The following is an 18252-nucleotide window of genomic DNA, read 5'->3' as shown; positions in this document are numbered from 1 at the left end:
CCGAGGTCGTCGGGAGCCTTGGCGTACAAGTTTCAAGGCGAGTGAACAACCGGCGGCCTCACTCACATGGTTGAGGTCAGGTCGGCACGGCACGTCGCTCGAGTCGGCACTCAGACGCCTCGGTTGCCCGCAGTTCGCTGATCAGTGCGTTGCTGCGGCCCGGCATCCGGCGCTCGCCGAAGTCTCGTGGTCCCTCTACCGGTGTGCTCCTGTACGTACGCCAGGCCGCGCCACGGCCTTCCGGCCACTCGCGTGCTGATTCCGGGGGTGCACAGGGCAAATCGCCTTTCAACCGTTCGAAATCTCGTCACAGGTTCCAAATGTTGGCGTGACATTAGGGGGGAGTGTGGAGGGTGTCAACGGGGTGAACTCGAACGGTTACAGAAAGGTGTGGGGAGACGGCTTTCCGGTCGTGGGAACCAGCTGCTCCGGGCCGCCCGGAGGGTCCCGGCCGACGGGCGCGCTCGTGTCACGTCATGCGGCCGTCGCCGGCCTCTCTGTGCATACCCGTGCACAGCGCCCAGACGACGAAGATGTTGACGGCAACCAGCGTCAGGGCCCACAGGGGGTAGTAGGGCACCCACAAGAAGTTGGCGAACGCGCCGAGCCCGGCCACCGTCACACCGAAGAAGCGCGCCCACAGGGCCCCGCTGAAAACGGCGCATCCCGCAACGGCGAGGACGACGCCCAGAATGAGGTGGACCCATCCCCAGCCCGCCAGGCTGAACTCGAACGCGTAGTGACGTGTCGCGATGAACAGGTCGTTCCTGGCGATGGCCGCGATTCCCTCGAAGACCGCCATCGCTCCACCGAACATCATCAGCACTGCTGCGAAGACGGTGGTACCGGATGTGGGCCCGTGCCAGGGCCGCGGGCCGGGTTCGGCCGATACCGGCTGGGTGGCGTCACTGGCCATGTCGGCCTCCTCGGGTCACAGGGCCATCCCGCGCCAGCCGAGCAGCCCGGACTGGCTCGATCCCTGATCTCAGCGTGGCACGAAGGCACTCCGTCGGCATTCCGAAGCCGTGGCGCCGGCTCCCTCCGCCACAGTCCGGCGGGGCGGCGGCCCCAGGGGGCCCAGGGCAGGGCCCAGGGGATGTCATACGGAGCGAAGAAGGCGCCCACCAAGCTCCTGGGACTCCTTGCGACTCCCGACCGGCCACGAAGACCCCGCATCACCCCCGAATCAAGCCCGGGTCCTCCTTGTTGTCTGCACCGGCGGGTTCCGGGCGGGCAGTGCGCGGGTTCGTCCAGGCGGTGATGCGCGCGGTGGTGATTCGCGCGGTGGCGCCTGGCCCGCTGGGCGCCACCAGGTCGTCAGGGCCGGCGGCAACCTCGCGTTGCCGCCGCTCTCACACCAGTTCGGGTTGCGGTTCCGGGTGCCGCGCTGGTGCGGTCCTCGATTCCCACAGTGCGCTGGTCCTTACGTAGCCGTAGATCACTGAGGCCATCGCCAGCATGAGAAGTGGTCCGGCCACCCACGGGTGCCTGGCCATCTCCAGCGGGAGGTAGCGATAGGACACCAGGAGCACGGCGAAGACGGTCGCGCCGTAGGCGACCAACTGGATCCCTGATCGATCCCAGCCGCGGTCGAGTGAGCGCAGAGCCGCCTCGATCGTGAGCGTGAAGACCACGCCGGCGATGAGGTCCACGCCGTAGTGCCAGCCGAATCCCAGCGTCGCGGTGAGCGTGGCTATCAGCCAAAACGTTCCTGCGAATCGCAGAACCCTGGGGCCCTTCCGGGAATGGATGAAGATCGCGGTAGCCCACGCCGTGTGCAGGCTGGGCATGCAGTTCCGGGGGGTGATCTCGTCGAAGGGCATGTGGTGCGGGGCAGCGATCGGCGGCGGCGAGCTCGGCCACAGGTTGGCCACCGCCCATTGCTCGGTGGACGGCGTTTTCGACCACATGCTGACCGACGCCCAGTGCTCGGCGCCGGTGCCATAGGCGAAGATCGGTCCGACCACCGGGAAGATCATGTAGATGGCGGGCCCGAGGAGGCCTATCACCAAGAAGGTGCGCACCAGATGATGGCCCGGGAAGCGGCGCTCGACCGCCACGTTACGCAGTTGATAGAGCGCGACGACGACCGCGGCCACCGCGAGCTGACCGTAGACGATGTCGAGAATGTTGAAGCCGATCGGACCGGTGGCCGTGACGATCCGGCCTACCAGCCACGACGGGTTGCCCAGCGCGTGATCGGCGGTTGCCATGTACTGGTCGAGCACCACTGGGCGCGTCTTGGAGGTGATGAGCAGCCAGGTGTCGCCGGTCTTGCGGCCGGCCACCAGCAGCAGGGCCAGTCCGACGCCCTTCAGCAGCAGGACACGTTCCTGGCCGGTACGGCGAGTGACCGCGATGACCGCACAGCCCAGAATCACCCACAACGCGCCGTTGCCGAAGGGGTGGCCGTCGGTCACCTTGGCGTCGGCCGCCCACCGGACCACCAAGAAGGCGACGTCGATACCGATCGCGACACCGAACGCGATGAACCGTTGCCGCCAGGTGAGCACCACCATCATCAACGCCATACCGGCGTACAACAGGAAGCCCGATTTGGGAGGGAATATCACCTCTTGCACCTGGCAGGTGATCGGCCCCGGCAGGCCGTAGCGACGTGCGGCGATCTCCAGCGCGATGAGGAATCCGAGAGCTACGACAGCCACCCCGGCCCAGAGCCTCGCCCGCGGGTGACGCCACACGGAGAAAGTGATTCTGGGTCTTATTCGCGAAAAAGCCTGCGATGCTATATGTCTCAATTTTCGGCCGATTTTCTAGATTTAGTTGGGTCAGGGTGGTTTTCGCTCGCCGCCTTCCGGTCGAGGCCACTTCCTTCCTCACAAAAAGCAGCCCGCCCGACGGGGGAAGACGGAAAGAACGCGGTCCGGGTTCCACCTCGCCGGAACACCTGCTCTCGCCGACGACTGGCCGACCAGACAAACACGTGCAACGGCCGCGCCTGATCCAGGGGTCACAAACGGTGGCGGTCCGCAAAGGTGACTCGCGGGCGCGTCCGTCTCTCGCGCCTTGGACGTGAGGCCCGTAGCCCACCGGCCGAGCCCCGCAGCCCTGCTCCTGCAGCGGTGATCACTCGCCCGCCTGCCGTACGCCGGTACAGGCCACGAGTTCGCCGCCGTCCTCGGCGAGGACGAGCATGAAGAGCCAGGTCCCGTCGGCGGCTGTGACCTGGCCAAGGCGGACAGGCTGGTCATGCCGGCCGAGGAGTCGCACCGCTCGCTCCAGCCCTAAGGTCTCGATGCCCTTCCGCCGCGTGTGCCGAAGTCGACGCGCATAGGTCCGGGCATGCCACTCGGCGGGACAAGTCCCGTCCCACACCACGTAGGCAGCGTCATCGAGGAGGGCAGCCCGGGCAGCCACGGATGCCTCGTCGTCACCGGCCAGCAACCGCACCAAAAGATTCCGTTCCACAGCCACCCCCCTCGGCATCCTGCGGTACAGCGGCGAAGTACCGCAACCATGGCAACCGTGCCCGAAGGCTGTCGAAACTTTCGACGATCTAGCCTCAATTACTGACCGCACGCACGGGCCTTTCGGTGGCCTCCCTCCGTCAGACGTATCGTCCGTAGTCGCTGAACAGGGAGTACATGCTCACCAGGAGGCCCCGCCCTCTTCGAATGTTTCGCGATCATTGCCGAAATAGTTGACAGTTGACGTGCCCAGACCAACACTGGCGCCGTTGGCAGGGCCCAGTCACTGTCCGGGTCGTGTCCCGCTGCCTGATCCCCACCGGCCTCACGAGGACGAGGAGGAAACACGCACATGAACGACGCACCCGCACCCGCCCACTCGACGCCCCGCAGAAACGGCCGCCCGCGGCCACTCAGTCGCTTCCGGCTCCTCATCAGCAGCGCCTGCGCCATAGCGATGGTCGCCGTGGCCGCGCTGACCATGCCCGGCACCGCTCACGCCGACACGGTCATCAACACCAACCAGACGGGCACGAACAACGGCTACTACTACTCGTTCTGGACCGACGCACCGGGCACGGTCTCCATGAACCTGGGCTCCGGGGGCAACTACGGCACCTCCTGGAGCAACACCGGGAACTTCGTCGCCGGCAAGGGCTGGAGCACCGGCGGGCGCAGGAGTGTGACCTACTCGGGCACCTTCAACCCGTCCGGCAACGCGTACCTGACTCTCTACGGCTGGACGTCGAACCCGCTCGTCGAGTACTACATCGTCGACAACTGGGGCACCTACCGGCCCACCGGAACGCACATGGGCACGGTCACCAGCGACGGCGGTACGTACGACATCTACAGGACGACGCGCTACAACGCCCCGTCCGTGGAGGGGACTCGGACCTTCGATCAGTACTGGAGCGTCCGGCAGTCGAAGAGGACGGGCGGCACCATCACCACCGGCAACCACTTCGACGCCTGGGCCCGCGCCGGTATGACCCTCGGCAGCTTCAACTACTACATGATCCTCGCGACCGAGGGATACCAGAGCAGCGGGAGCTCCAACATCACGGTGGGCGGCACCACCGGTGGCGGTGGCACCGGAAGCGGATGCACCGCGACCGTGTCCGCCGGCCAGCAGTGGGGCGACCGGTACAACCTGAACGTCTCGGTCTCCGGCTCCAGCAACTGGATCGTGACGATGAACGTCCCCTCCCCCGCGAAGATCCTCTCCACCTGGAACATCAGCGCCAGTTACCCCAGCGCCCAGGTGCTGACCGCGAAACCCAACGGCAGTGGCAACAACTTCGGCGTCACCGTCCAGCCGAACGGCAACTGGACCTGGCCCACGGTCTCCTGCACTCCGAGCTGACCCCCCGACACCCGAGGCTGGAGGACCACTTCCTATGAGAGCCGGACCGCGTCTCTCGTTACGCTCCCTCGTCACGACACTGACCGTCGTCGCTACGGCCGCCGCAAGTGCCCTCACGGTGAGCGCCGCCCCCGTCCGGGCCGCCGCCTGCACCGGGTACGTCGGGCTCACCTTCGACGACGGCCCGTCGAGCAACACACCGAGTTTGCTCAACACGCTCAAGCAGAACGGGCTGCGCGCCACGATGTTCAACCAGGGCAATCACGCCGCCGCCAACCCGTCCCAGGTGCGGGCCCAGGTGGACGCCGGCATGTGGGTCGGCAACCACAGCTACAGCCACCCTCATCTGACCCAGCTGAGCCAGGCGCAGATCGACTCGGAGATCTCCCGGACCCAGCAGGCCATCGCGGGCGCCGGGGGCGGCACTCCGAAACTGTTCCGGCCGCCGTACGGCGAGACCAACACGACGGTGAAGGCGGTCGAGGCCAAGTACGGCCTGACCGAGATCATCTGGGACGTCGACTCGCAGGACTGGAACGGCGCCAGTACCGACGCCATCGTGCAGACCGCCGGGCGCCTCACCAACGGCCAGATCATGCTCATGCACGACTGGTCCGCCAACACGCTCGCCGCGATCCCGCGTATCGCGCAGGGGCTGGCCGGTCGCGGCCTGTGCGTCGGCATGATCTCGCCGCAGACCGGCCGGGCCGTGGCACCCGACGGTGGAGGCACCGGCGGTGGCAGTGGCAGCGGGTGTACGGCGACGCTGTCCGCCGGGCAGCAGTGGAGCGACCGGTACAACCTGAACGTCTCGGTCTCCGGTTCCACCACCTGGACCGTGACGATGAACGTCCCCTCCCCCGCGAAGGTCCTCTCCACCTGGAACACCAACGCCAGTTACCCCAGCGCCCAGGTGCTGACCGCCAGACCCAACGGCAGTGGCAACAACTTCGGCGTGACCATCCAGACCAACGGCAACTGGACCTGGCCCACGGTCTCCTGCAGCACGACCTGATCACCGAACACCCGAAGCACGTGTGGCGCGGTGGCCCACGGCCGCCGCGCCACACCTGTGAGAACCACGAGGGTCAGGCCGGTGCCTCGCTCGCCGAAGGGGTTTGGAGCTGCTGACTCTGGAGTGGGTTCAAAGGTGTTCTGGTGCGTGGGAGTGAGTGTGGGTGGTCTGTGTCGTGTCGTGGGCCTCGGCCGTGCGGTCGCTTTCCGGCGGGGAACTGACGTTCTGGTTCGGGAGAGGGCTGTAGGGCGGAACCGCCGCCGGTGAACAGCGCCGCCACGCCCGCGATCTCACTGCCCAAGCGACCTCACTGCCCCAAGCGACCTCAGTGCCCCAGCGGCGTCGGAGGCTTCCTGGTGTCGGGGATCGGGGCCGGTGTCGGCGGACGGGCCGTCGTCGCTCGTTCCTTGGTCAGGGCGCTGGTGACCCGGTGGGCGAGGAGGGGGTCCGCCGGGAGGACGTGGGAGGCGAACCAGCGGGCGGGGGCCGGGTCGGGGGACGGGTCCACGAACTCCGCGCCCGCGTAGTCGTCGAGCGGGGGGTCGTAGATGTAGCCGCAGACGATGCCGTGGTTCACGAGGCGTTCCACGAGGGCGTCGCGGTGGTCGACCAGGAGGGGCGCACGGAAGAGGGGGAACGGCCCCTCGTGGGCGGCCCGGTCGCGCAGGGCCGGGGAGGCCCAGGCCGTGCCGGACAGGAGCGCGACGCCGGCCCTGCGGTGGGTGAGGTTGGTGTCGAGGCGGGACATGCGCAGGCTCAACTGGCCGCGGACCAGGGCCCCGTGGCGGGTGCGGAAGTCGTGCAGGTCGACGCGGACCCATGGTTCGTACGCGGTCAGGCTCGGCGCCCGGAGGGCGGAGGCGGACAGGCGCGGGGCGTGCAGGGCCATCCGGAAGGCGTCGCGTTCGAGGAGGCCCAGGCGTTGCATCGTGCGCCATGCCGGGCGGACCAGATGGAGGGTGCGGACGGCCGAGCGCGCCAGGGGGCGCAGGGCCGCGGCCAGGTCGGCGCGGAGCCGGGTCGGTTCGAGGAGGTCGTCGCGCAGGAGCTCCATCTCGCGCCGGGTGCGCGCGTCCTCCACCGCGAGGAAGCCGCCGGCCATCGCCGCCACGTGCTTGGAGAGGCTGAAGGCGGCCGCCGTGCCGAAGGTGCCGATCGGCTGCCCCTCGACGTGCGTGCCGATCGCGTGGGCCGCGTCCTCGATCAAAGGGATGCCCAACGCCTCGCAGCGCCGCCGCAGTTCGCCGACCCGGTCCGGGATGCCGTACAGGTTCGTGGTCAGGACCGCGTCCAGGTTCCGCCAGGTGGACTCCGGTACGGCGGCCGGGTCGATGTTGCCGTCCCAGGCCGACACCGGGGCCTGCACCGGGCGCAGCCCGGCCGCCAGGACGACGAAGAGGATCACGTCGTCGTTGACCGGCGACATCAGCACGCGCCCGCCCGGCCGGCACCAGCGCCGCAGCGCCAGGTACAGGGCCAGCCGTGCCGAGGGCGTGTAGACGCATTCCCGTCCCAGTCGCCGGGTCATCGTCGCGGCGAGCCGGGATCCGTACGGCATCGGCATCGTCACCTCTTCCGTCGAAGGGGCCCCTGCGAGGGGCCGTTGAAGAAGTTCGTCGTGGGGCCGCCCGTGGCGGGCCCTGAAAGGCGCCTGACAGTCGCGTGAGGGGCGCAGGAGAGAGCCCCGAGCGGTGGCACCCGTGCTCACGTGCGCGCGGGCGGAGCCACCCTCGTCGTCACCGTCGCCGGACGACGCGGTGGCGTGGGAAAAGGAGTGGGCGGACCGGTCGTCCGCTCAGTGTGGGCGCGGTGCCGCCCGGCCCGGCGCGGGGCGTGCCGACGTACGCAGGGTGCCGACCGTCTTCAGCAGGCGGTCGGCCGGCTCGCGCAGGGTGGGATGGGCCAGGACCGTGTTGCGCAGGCCGCGTACCGGCCGGCGCCACAGCCGGTGGGCCGCCGCGACCGGGTGGGGCCGGGTCACGAACCCCTCACCCACGCGCAGTTCGCGGGTCTTGAGCCAGTCCTTGTACTCCTTGTCACCGCGCCCCATGTCCATCAGCCGCACACCGTCCCGGCCGGCCGCATCGGCCATCCGCAGGTGCATGATCAGGCCGGGCGAGTAGTAGTGGAAGTCGGGGTCGTAGGCGGTGAACCAGGCGGCGAACACGGTGCGCGACCTCGGGCCGAAGTGCGCGGCGACAGGCCGGTCCCCGGCGTACACCACGGACAGGATGCCGGTGAAGTGCTCCTCGCGGACGTGGAACAGGTGTTCCACCAGGGCCACGATCCACGGGCGCGCGAACCGGTCCATCCGGCCCGTCCTGCGGTACTGGGCGGACTTCCACTCCATGAGCCGGCGCAGCATCCGCGGGTCGCGCTCGTCGTAGACGAACCGCATCTCGCCCACGTTGCGGCCCAGGCGGCGTTCCTTCTTCAGCGTCGTCTTGGCGAGCCCCGGGTACGTGGCGCGCAGCCACTCCGGGTAGCCGCTGTCGCCGCCGTCCTTGAGGTCGAGGACCGGTGAGGCGAACATCCCCGTGACGAAGCCGCCGAAGGGCTTCTGCTCCTCGACGAGGTGGTCGAACTCGAGGACGGACAGCCCGCAGGCCCGCAGCAGTTGCCCGGCGTCCCAGGTGACGCCGGGGCGGTGCACGAGGGCCTGGCAGTCGGACAGGCCGAGACCGATGGCCCGGCCGACGCCGAAGGCGCCCCGCTCGTACGGCAGGAAGCCGACCGGCTCCCCCTGTTCGTGCAGGACCGCCACCCGGGCCGCCCCGCCGCGGTGGATGCCGACACCGGCCGCGAACTCCGGTGCCAGGAACGGGTTCGCGTAGTCGGGCGACTCGTCCATCGCCCGGTGCCAGGCCTCGCGGAGCTCGGCGCTCAGCTCCTCGGGTCTGTGGATCGTTATGTCCGCCTCGACCTTGCTCATGGCTCGCACGGGCGACCGCCCCCCTGTTTTTCCCCCATGACGCGTCGACCGCGTCCTGCCCCAAGGATCAAAAGTCGCGAAACAGTACGCACCCTGTCAAGGGTGCCGGTCGTAACGGATGGGTGCGGATCGGGTGGGCGGGTCCGAGCGGTTCCTTGCGCACCGGTCGCCGGGGCGTCACCCCGCGGAGCTAGCATCCGGGCATGACGAATGTAGACAGCAACGGTGTTTCCCCCCTCGACGTCGAGATCGATGCCCTCCAGGGCGGCTCCGCGAACCTCGCCCAGTACGCCGGCCGCGCCGTGCTCGTGGTGAACGTGGCCTCCAAGTGCGGACTGACCCCGCAGTACACCGGCCTGGAGCGGCTGCACGCGCAGTACGCGGAGCGCGGCCTCACCGTGCTCGGCGTGCCCTGCAACCAGTTCCTCGGGCAGGAGCCCGGCAGCGCCGAGGAGATCGCCGAGTTCTGCTCGGCGACGTACGGCGTGAGCTTCCCGATGACCGAGAAGGTCGAGGTCAACGGGGCGGACCGGCACCTGCTGTACGAGCGCCTGGTCGGCTTCGCCGACGCCGAGGGGCACAGCGGGGACATCCGCTGGAACTTCGAGAAGTTCCTCATCGGCCGGGACGGCAAGGTCGTCGCCCGCTTCTCGCCGCAGACCGAGCCGGAGGCCGCCGAGGTCGTGGCGGCCGTTGAGGCGCAGCTGGCCGGCTGACCTGTGTCCCCGGGGCCTGGTTGACCTTGCCCCTGGGGGAGGGTGGAGCGTCCTCGTCGCCGGGTGGAAGAGCCGCCCGGCGACGGAGGGCGAGTGAGCCGAAGGGGCGCGCGCCGGAGCTGAACCGAGCCGGAGAAGGGGCTGCCCGAGTGGACGAGGACCTGCTCACCATCGGCGCGTTCGCCGCGCGGGCCCGGCTTTCGGCCAAGGCCCTGCGGCTGTACGACCGGCTCGGTCTGCTGGCGCCGGCGCACGTCGACGAGACCAGCGGCTACCGCTACTACCGCGCGAGCCAGGTGGAACGCGCCCGGCTCGTGGCGATGCTGCGTCAACTCGACATGCCGCTGGCGCGGATCGCCGAGGTGGTCGAGGCGGCGGGCGCCGAGAGCGCCGACCGGCTCGCCGCGTACTGGGCGGACGTCGAGGCGCGGGTGGCCGGGCAGCGGACGCTCGTCGAGTACCTCCGTGGACGACTGTCGGGGAGGAGCTCCGAGATGTACGGGAAGTTCGTGGTCGAGACGGTGGAGGTACCGGCGCAGGTGGTGATCACCGAGACCCGGCACACGCTGGCGGACGAGCTGCCGGCCTGGATCGGCGGGTCGCTGGGGCGGCTGGCAGCGGCGGCCCGGGAGTGCGGCGGCGTGACGGCGGCGCCGTTCGTCGTCTACCACTCCGAGGTGTCGATGGAGAGCGACGGTCCGGCCGAGTCGTGCGTGCCGGTCGCCGACGAGACGGCGGCGCGGGCGTGGGTGGCCGAGCAGGGCCGGGGGCGGGAGTACCGGGTCCGGGTGGAGCCGGCCCGGCGGCTCGCCTACACGCGGATCTCCAAGGCGCAGGTGGCCCATCCGCAGATCCTGGCCGCGTTCGAGGCGGTGGAGGCGTGGCTGCGGCGGGAGGGTCTGGAATACGACGGGCCGTGCCGGGAGGTCTACTTCGCCGACTGGGACGCGGCGGGCGCCGAGGACCCGGTGTGCGACGTGGCGTTCCCGGTGCGCTGACGGCTCCGTCCGGGCACAAGCCGAGCCCCCTCGGCAAGGACGGCGGGCTGGTCGAGAGGGCTCTTGCAGTGGTGCTTGTGCAGTTGTCTGTGGTGCGCTCGGCTGGGAATGAGGATCAGAAAGACCCGCTCCCTACGCCTTGACCGAGGCCACGAACGCGTTCCATGCCTCGGTGGGGAAGGCCAGGGTCGGCCCGTCGGTGACCTTGGAGTCGCGGACGTCAAGCTCCGCGACGGTGGGCGACTTGACCTCGACACAGGCGCCGTTGTTGTTGGAGTACGAGGACTTCGTCCACGAGTCCGTGGCGCCCTGAAGAATTGCCATGTTTGCTCCGTAAGCCAGTTGCGCAGTTCGGTTTCCGCCAACCTTTGCTGATCGTTGGCGTGATCGACGCTACTCGCTCACATCCTCTTCTGGAGCAGTCGTTCACTCTTCCGGATGGCATATTCCAGAGGATTCTTCCAGTGAGACCTGGCCGGGGTATAACATGCGGCCTTTCGCCGCCGAAGGGCCCTCACAGGGCGCCGCGAAGGCTCAGCGGGCGTACTCCTTGGCCACGTCCTCGATGAGCCGGGTCGACTGGTCGACGTTCAGCGCCTGCGCCCTCAAGTGCTCGTACATCACCGTGTACTTCTGCACATCGTGGGCCTTCTCCAGGTACAGGTCACTGGTCACGCCCTCGATGTACACCACGCTCGAGTCGGCCGCGTCCGCGAACTCCAGGATCGAGTACTGGCCGTTGATGCCGGGGTGGGCGCCGACCTCGAACGGCAGGACCTGCACGGTGATGTGCGGACGCTGGGACATCTCGGCGAGGTGCTCCAGCTGTTCGCGCATCACCGGGCGGCTCCCGACGACCCGGCGCAGCGACGCCTCGTCCAGGACGACCCACAGCCGCAGCGGTTCCCCCGCGGCGGCGATACGATCCTGCCGCCGCATCCGGACCTGCACCCGCTTGTCGATCTCGGTGTCCGAAGTCTCCGGCGAGCCGCCCCGGATGATGGCCTCGGCATAGGGGCGGGTCTGCAACAGCCCGGTGATGATCTGGGGTTCGTACACGCGGAGGGACTCGGCGTCGGTCTCCAGGCCGATGTACACGCTGTACGGGATGTCCCCGAAGGCATGCCACCAGCCCTGCTGCCGCGAGTCCTTCGCCATCTGCATCAGCGACTCGACGATGCGCTGGTCCTCGACCTCGTACACCCCGCACAGATCACGCACGTCGCGCTGGCTGATGCTGCGCCGGCCGTTCTCCAGCCGGCTGATCTTCGACTGCGACACCAGCAGTCGCTCGGCGACCTCCTCTGCCGTCATGCCCTTGAGCTCGCGGAGCCGGCGCAGCTCCTGGCCCAGTCGGCGCCGCCTGACGGTGGGATTGACATTGGACGCCACGGGACGTGCACCTCCGGCTGCGTGCCTCATACTTGCCACTTTGCGTATCTGCTGTTGAGCAGACTGCCACCAAGGTGCTTACTACCGCTGGGAAACGGTGGATATGCGCAGCTCCCGCACACACGGCCGCGCGGGGCGGCGGAACCGCGTCGTCGTCCGGACGTACGGTTCCGTCACCCCGCGCGGAACAGCGGCTCCCGTACCGGTCTTGGGGACTGCGGTGCGGCGCTCTGCGGTGCGTGGTGCCCTGTGGTGCGTGGTGCCCTGATGCCTGGTGCGCTGTGGTGCGGATCGTGCTGCCTGCGGTGCCGCCGTGGAACGTCGCTCAGTGGGCCACGACGCGTGCCATCGACCCTCGGCGCGGTTGCATCGGAACGCCGCGCGCGGGTTCCGGTGCGGGCCTGGCTCCGGGCGCGGCCTGACGGCCGGCCGGCGCCGGAGGGTTGCGGCGCGGCTGAGCGGCCGCGCCGTTCTGGACGTCCATCACGGCGTGTGCCACGAGGCCGCCCATGGGGTCGTGCCTGATCAGGTCCCGCAGCCGGGATCGGGACGAGCGTCCCTCGTTCCCCGGATACAGGTGCTTGCCGAGGCCGACCGCGTGCGCCAGCGCGGCGAGCGCCGCGGTCCGCGGGTCCGGCGGTACGCCGGTGCGGATCGCGGAGTCCAGTCGGGCTCTGATCTCCCGGCTGATCTCGGTCTGACTCGCCTGGTACCGAGTCGTCGGCAGCACCCCGCACATCTGACCCGCCACGGCATGCACCATGCCGCACCGCTCCAGATGCGAGAGGTAGGTCTGGCGCAGCCCGAGACGCGGCCCGCCAATCCAGTGGATTGCACGTACCGGAGCGCCACGCCTTCGCAGCAACTCCAACGCGCAGTCCAGTGTTGGATCTCCAGTCGGCCGTGGGGACACCACGGCGATACGATCCCCGTCTGGGGCTATCCGTCCGGCCAGCGCCAGCTCCACTAGCTGCGCTCCGGCCAGACCAAGGTCGAGCGACTGCGGCTGTGCGGTGGTACCCGTGGTCGGGTCCAGCGCCAGTAGCAGAAGCTCCTCCGGAAGTGTTCTGCGGCTCATGCCCATCCATGCCTCCCCGCGTGGATGAATGACAGGGTGACCCCTCTCACATTGGTCTGTCGAGGGTGCGTGACCTCTTTGTGAGGGAACCGATAGGTATGTCGTTCTCGTCTACCGCCTCGGGCAAGCCCACACACAGGACACTGGTACATGGTTCGGACAACGCGGGAGAGCGGTGTTCCGGGCGGCGGTTCACGGTTCGATAGGCGCACGGACACGGTCGCGTGCGGCGCATGGAGGAGGCATCGGTGGCGGGCGAGTCCCCCGACAGGTCGAAGAAGCGCGAGTCGTCGGCAGAACCGACGTCGGGGAGCGCGGGCCCGGTTCCCGAGGCCAGGACCGAGTCCTCCCAGCATCCCGAACCGCCCGAGAAGCGCGATCCACGCCTCGCGGTCGCCCGGGACTCCGGCACCACCTCCACGGCCCGTGGCGGCGTCGACACGGCCACGAGGGTGTTCTCGGTACGAGAGCTCACCGCGGAGGCGCAGACGGCCGGGGAGACCCCGGAGACCGCCGAGGAGACAGAGAGGGCCGAGGAGCCCGTGCAGGACGCCGTGAAGCCGCGGACCGGGGACACGGGCGCCGACGGGGCCGGGGAGGCCGCACAGGCCGCCACGGAGGCGGAGGCGGACGCCGCGGACGCCACCGAGCCGGAGACCGACACCGCCGCCTCGACGACCGCCGCCTCGACGACCGGCGCTTCGGCGGCGGAGCCGGGAGAGGCCACGAAGGACTCCGACGAGCCTCGTGGCGAAGACGCCGGGGAAGGCGCACAGGACCCCGAGGCGACCCCGCCCGGGGGAGCCTCGCGGGACGCCACGAAGGCGAAGACGGCCGGGCAGGCCGCAGACCCCCGGGTCGAAGACGCCAGGGCGCCGAAGGCTGCCGCCGGGGAAGGCGCACAGGACGCCGCCACGGCGGAGGGCGACGCCGCCGACGCGCAGGACGAGGACGCCGACGTCGAGGGTTCCTCCGCCGACACCGGTTCCGGTGCCGCCGACGACCGTGACGAGGCCCGCGCGGCGGGTGACGCCCGGCTCCGCGACGCCGTGGCCGCGTGGGTGGCATCGGCGGACGAGAAGGCCGAGGACGCGGAGGCCGGGAGCCAGGAGCCCGCACCGGACGGTGCCGAAGCCGAGACCGACGCGGATGCCGACCAAGCCTCGGACGCGGGTACGGACTCGCCGGAGGCGGGGACAGGCACGGAAGCCAAGGCCGACGACACGCCGAAGGCGGAGGCCGGGTCGACCCGGAAGGCCGACGACACGCCGAAGGCCGAGGCCGGTTCGAAGGCTGACGACACGGCACAGGCCACGCCCGACGACGAGCCCACCCCCGACGCCGAGGCGAAGACCGACACCAAGACCGAGACCAAGACCGAAACCGGTTCGAAGGCAGACTCGGAGCCGACCCCGGAGGCCGACGACACGCCGAAGCCCCAGGCCGGTTCGAAGGACGGCGGTGCGGCGCAGGTCGCGGCCGGTGACGGGCCCTCTTCCGGTGACGGGGAGAAGGCGGGCGACGAGGCCGAGCCGGAAGCCGGCGCCAGTACGGCCGCCGACGAGGGCCCGGAAGCCGGTGTCGACGCCGACGCCGACGCCGACGCCGACGCCGAGCAGGCTCCAGCATCTGCGGGCGACCGGTCCAAGTCGGCCGCCTCGAAGGACGCGAAGGCCACCGACGCGGACGAACCCGCCGAGTCCGGGAAGGCCGACGAGGCCGACGGTGACGCCAAGCCCTCCGTGGACCAGCCCACCGCCGTCTTCAAGGTACGGCCGCCCGCGCCCGCCGTGGATCAGCCGACGACCATGCTGAAGCTCGGTGACGCCGCGAAGACGCCCGAGGCACCCGAGGCACCCGAGGCACCCGCCGAGCGGACCAGTAAGTTCGTCGCGCTCAAGCCGTTGGACGACTCGGCGACGCGTAAGACGGCGCCGGCCGATGCCACCTCCGCGCTGCCGCAGGTCGGCCCGGAGCGGACGACTCAGCAGCCGTTGCCGCCGAGGCCGCCGTTGGATCTGCTGGCGGAGCTGACGAACACGCCGCCGCCTCCGGAGACGCCGGTCCGTACGATCGTGCGGCGGGTCAAGATCTGGACCCCGCTGGTGCTGCTGCTCGCGGTCGTGTTTGCGATCGTGCAGGCCGTACGCCCGCTGCCGGCACCCGAGCTGACGCTGACCGCCGACGAGTCGTACACCTTCGAGGGCAGCAAGGCGAACCTGCCCTGGCCGAGCGAGGGCCAGGGCCGGATGGACGTCAACGGCATCGGCACGATGGGCGACTTCGGCAAGCAGACGCCGGTCGCCATCGGGTCGGTCGCCAAGGCCATGACCGCGTACGTCGTGCTGAAGGACCACCCGCTGAAGTCGGGCGCGGAGGGGCCGAACATCCCCGTCGACGCCACCGCCGAGAAGGAGGGCGGCTACGACAAGGACGGCGAGTCCACCCTCAACACCATCAAGGAGGGCGACAACCTCACCCTGCGCCAGGCCATCACGGCCATCATGATCCCGTCCGCGAACAACGTCGCGCGCCTGCTGGCCCGTTGGGACGCGGACACCGAGGCGGCCTTCATCAAGAAGATGAACGACGCCGCCAAGGACCTCGGGATGAAGAACACCACGTACACCGACGCCTCGGGCCTGAAGGAGACCACCGTCTCCACCGCCGAGGACCAGGTGAAGCTCGGCAACGAGCTGGTGAAGATGCCCGCCCTGATGGAGATCACCTCCATGGGCCAGTGGATCGATCCGTCCGGGCAGAAGTGGTACAACTACAACTATCTCGTCCCCTACAACGGTGCCATCGGCATCAAGACGGGCACGACGACCGCCGCCGGCGGAAACCTCCTCTTCGCGGCCCGCAAGGAGGTCGGCGGCGAGACCGTCACCCTCGTGGGCGCGATCCTCGGCCAGCACAAGTCGCCGATCATCAAGACCGTCAACGACGTCAGCAGGACCGCGATGCTCGCCGCGCAGGACGCGATGACCTCGGCGAAGATCCTGAAGAAGGGCGACGTCGTCGGGTACGTGGACGACGGTCTCGGCGGTCGGACGCCGGTGGTCCTCACCAAGGACGTCACCGCGGTCGGCTGGGCCGGCTTCAAGGTGAAGCTCTCCTTCGCCTCCGACGACGTACCGCACACCGCGAAGGCCGGCACCAAGGTCGGCACGCTCACCGTCGGTGACGGCGCGGGCGGCGCGATCAAGGTGCCGGTCGCCCTGCAGCGGGACCTCGCCGAACCGGGGTACACGGACAAGCTGACGCGTCTCGGCTGATCCGGGCCCATAAGTGCGCCGCACTCTCCCCCGACCGGAGCCCGTCCGGGTTCCGGTCGGCGGGCTGCGTGCTAGCGTCACGAATCGGGCAGGTCGCTCACGGGACGCGGCCGAGAACAGAAGACGGGACACCACGGGGAGTGCCTTCAGGTGGCCACAGCGGAGCCGACACGAGCCGACGACACCGATCCGGGCCCGGGTACCGGCCCGCGAATACGCGTGCCCGCACCGGACGCGGAGGATCACGAGCACGGCCGTAGACCCTCCTCGACCGGACCCGGTTTCAGGAGCAGGTTCAGGGCCCGGTTCCGGAAAGCTTTCCTCGCCCTCCGCGAGCGGCTCCTGCGGCACCCCGCCCTCTCCGTCACCGCCCTCGCCGGCATGCTGCACGTCGTCTGGTTCTTCACGTTCGCCAACAGTGGCGGCGACCTCGCGGCGCAGGACGCGTGGGCGGAGTTCGTCGGCCGGCATCCCGACTCGGCGTACAACCTGGCCTGGTACGGCGGCATGCACCCGGTGTCGTACAGCATGGTGTCGCCGTATCTGATGTCGGTCCTCGGCGTCCGTACGACGATGATGATCGCGGGCACGATCTCGGCCGGACTGCTGACGATGGTGCTCATCCGCAGCCGCTCGGTGAAGAACCCGCTGTGGGCGTCGCTCGCGGGTGTCTTCGCGTTCCTGTGCAACGCGGCGTCGGGCCGGGTGACGTTCGGTCTGGGCACGATGTTCGCGCTGGGCGCGGTCGCCGTCGTGTTCTGCTGGCCGCACCGCTGGCGCTACAAACGGTGGGCGAAAGCCCTGTGCGCGGCCCCGCTGGCCGCGCTCGCGACCATGTCGTCGCCGGTGGCGGGCCTGTTCGTGGGGCTCGTGGCGGCGGCGCTGTTCCTGCAGAAGCGCCGGCCGGGCGCCTGGGCACTGGGCCTCGCGCCCTCCGCGGTCGTCGCGGTGTCCGCCTGGCTGTTCCCCTTCTCCGGCACCCAGCCGATGAAGATCGGCTCGGTGATCCTGCCGCTGCTGTACGCGCTCCTCGTGCTCTTCCTCGTCCCGCGCGAGTGGAAGACGGTCCGGCTCACGTCCGGGGTGTACGCCCTCTCGATCGTCCTGGTGTGGCTGGTCAGCTCGCAGATCGGCTCCAACATCTCGCGTCTGGCGATGCTGTTCGCGGGGGTGGCGCTGGCGGCCGCACTGCCGTTCGCGGTGCCGCGCACCCGCAAGTGGTACGCGATCGTGCTGGCCTTCGTCGGCTTCACCGGCTGGATCGGCTTCAAGTCGGTCGACGACATCGTCCATACGACCCCCACGGCGTCCTGGGCGCGCGAGCTGGCGCCGCTCGTCAACGAGCTCCAGGAGGTCGGCGCCGAGAAGGGCCGCGTGGAGGTCGTACCGGCCCGTTCGCACCGGGAGGCCTCCGCGCTCGCGCCGTACGTCAACCTGGCCCGCGGCTGGAACCGCCAAGCCGACATGGAGCGCAACCCCCTCTTCTACGACGACACGCTCAACTCGGCGAACTACCACGAGTGGCTGGAGCGCTGGGCCGTGCACTTCGTGGTGCTGCCGAAGGACGAGCCGGACGGCGACGGCGGCGAGCGGGAGCGGGAGCTGGTCCAGCGGGGCATGCCGTATCTGAAGCAGATCTGGGGCGACGCCAACTGGCAGCTGTTCCGGGTGACCGATCCGGCCCCGCTCGCCGAGCCGAACACGGTCGTCGACCGGGCCGCGCAGGGCGAGATGACCATGCAGGTGAGGAAGGCGGGCCGGATCCTCATCCGCATCCCGTACTCGCCGTGGCTGAGCATCGTCGACGCCGAGGGCAACAAGCTGAAGCCGCCGCAGGAGACGGACGCCTCCAAGGACCGGGCCGACGGCACGCCGAAGACGTACGAGAACGTCAACGGCTGCCTGATGGAGACGGAGGAGGACGCGGACGGCGACAGGTGGACGATGCTGATCGCTCCGCGGGCGGGGGAGTATCGGCTGGCCGCGCCCTACACACTGCCGCGGGGGACTCCTTGTCCCGATGAGTTGAATTGACCGTGGGTCGGGGTG

Annotated in this window: 14 protein-coding genes; 6 read left to right on the top strand and 8 right to left on the bottom strand. The window is 69.6% G+C overall.

What is annotated here, in order from left to right:
• Positions 1-469: 469 nt before the first annotated feature.
• The 3 genes from ACFWWR_RS25925 to ACFWWR_RS25915 all read right to left on the bottom strand — a co-directional run bounded on the left by ACFWWR_RS25925 (position 470) and on the right by ACFWWR_RS25915 (position 3429).
• Complete coding sequence (locus ACFWWR_RS25925) at positions 470-916, bottom strand: hypothetical protein (RefSeq protein ID WP_383863939.1); 447 nt, start codon at positions 914-916, stop codon at positions 470-472.
• A gap of 436 nt (positions 917-1352) precedes the next feature.
• Positions 1353-2702, bottom strand: a complete 1350-nt coding sequence (locus ACFWWR_RS25920; protein WP_384305551.1) for a phosphatase PAP2 family protein — start codon at positions 2700-2702, stop codon at positions 1353-1355.
• Between the two features lie 385 nt (positions 2703-3087).
• A complete protein-coding gene (locus ACFWWR_RS25915) occupies positions 3088-3429 on the bottom strand; it encodes a hypothetical protein (protein WP_384305549.1) in 342 nt (113 codons plus the stop codon).
• Positions 3430-3780: 351 nt separating this feature from the next.
• Between ACFWWR_RS25915 and ACFWWR_RS25910 the strand changes: the two genes are divergently transcribed.
• Both ACFWWR_RS25910 and ACFWWR_RS25905 read left to right on the top strand, forming a co-directional pair.
• Complete coding sequence (locus ACFWWR_RS25910) at positions 3781-4794, top strand: glycoside hydrolase family 11 protein (protein WP_384305546.1); 1014 nt, start codon at positions 3781-3783, stop codon at positions 4792-4794.
• Between the two features lie 34 nt (positions 4795-4828).
• Positions 4829-5809 carry a polysaccharide deacetylase family protein gene (locus ACFWWR_RS25905; RefSeq protein ID WP_384305543.1) on the top strand — a complete coding sequence of 327 codons (981 nt, stop codon included), beginning with the start codon at positions 4829-4831 and terminating at the stop codon, positions 5807-5809.
• A 325-nt stretch (positions 5810-6134) separates the two neighbouring features.
• On the opposite strand, the gene ACFWWR_RS25900 is transcribed toward ACFWWR_RS25905, so the two are convergent.
• The gene (locus ACFWWR_RS25900; RefSeq protein ID WP_383863928.1) at positions 6135-7373 is read right to left on the bottom strand and encodes a DegT/DnrJ/EryC1/StrS family aminotransferase; all 1239 of its coding nucleotides are present in this window, start codon (positions 7371-7373) and stop codon (positions 6135-6137) included.
• 231 nt (positions 7374-7604) lie between these two features.
• Positions 7605-8741, bottom strand: a complete 1137-nt coding sequence (locus ACFWWR_RS25895) for a GNAT family N-acetyltransferase (RefSeq protein ID WP_383863925.1) — start codon at positions 8739-8741, stop codon at positions 7605-7607.
• Between the two features lie 203 nt (positions 8742-8944).
• On the opposite strand from ACFWWR_RS25895, the gene ACFWWR_RS25890 reads away from it, so the two are divergent.
• Together ACFWWR_RS25890 and ACFWWR_RS25885 are read left to right on the top strand one after the other, a co-directional pair.
• Complete coding sequence (locus tag ACFWWR_RS25890; RefSeq protein ID WP_383863922.1) at positions 8945-9457, top strand: glutathione peroxidase; 513 nt, start codon at positions 8945-8947, stop codon at positions 9455-9457.
• A 149-nt stretch (positions 9458-9606) separates the two neighbouring features.
• Positions 9607-10455: a MerR family transcriptional regulator gene (locus ACFWWR_RS25885; protein WP_384305540.1), complete on the top strand. Its 849-nt coding sequence runs from the start codon at positions 9607-9609 to the stop codon at positions 10453-10455.
• 132 nt (positions 10456-10587) lie between these two features.
• On the opposite strand, the gene ACFWWR_RS25880 is transcribed toward ACFWWR_RS25885, so the two are convergent.
• From ACFWWR_RS25880 to ACFWWR_RS25870, 3 genes are all read right to left on the bottom strand, one after another.
• Positions 10588-10779, bottom strand: a complete 192-nt coding sequence (locus ACFWWR_RS25880; RefSeq protein WP_217243132.1) for a DUF397 domain-containing protein — start codon at positions 10777-10779, stop codon at positions 10588-10590.
• Positions 10780-10989: 210 nt separating this feature from the next.
• On the bottom strand, positions 10990-11847 hold the full coding sequence (locus ACFWWR_RS25875) for a helix-turn-helix domain-containing protein (protein ID WP_383863916.1): 858 nt from the start codon (positions 11845-11847) through the stop codon (positions 10990-10992).
• Positions 11848-12172: 325 nt separating this feature from the next.
• Positions 12173-12931, bottom strand: a complete 759-nt coding sequence (locus ACFWWR_RS25870; protein ID WP_383863913.1) for a GPP34 family phosphoprotein — start codon at positions 12929-12931, stop codon at positions 12173-12175.
• 227 nt (positions 12932-13158) lie between these two features.
• Here ACFWWR_RS25870 and ACFWWR_RS25865 point away from each other — a divergent pair, with 227 nt between their 5' ends.
• Both ACFWWR_RS25865 and ACFWWR_RS25860 read left to right on the top strand, forming a co-directional pair.
• Positions 13159-16203 (top strand): D-alanyl-D-alanine carboxypeptidase, encoded by a 3045-nt coding sequence (locus ACFWWR_RS25865; protein ID WP_384305538.1) that lies wholly within the window; start codon positions 13159-13161, stop codon positions 16201-16203.
• A gap of 150 nt (positions 16204-16353) precedes the next feature.
• Positions 16354-18237 (top strand): MFS transporter, encoded by a 1884-nt coding sequence (locus ACFWWR_RS25860; protein ID WP_383863908.1) that lies wholly within the window; start codon positions 16354-16356, stop codon positions 18235-18237.
• The last annotated feature ends 15 nt before the right edge of the window (positions 18238-18252 follow it).

This window comes from Streptomyces sp. NPDC058678 (assembly GCF_042714835.1).
In the GTDB taxonomy this organism is placed as follows: domain Bacteria; phylum Actinomycetota; class Actinomycetes; order Streptomycetales; family Streptomycetaceae; genus Streptomyces.
This window is presented reverse-complemented; position numbering and strand designations above follow the sequence as displayed.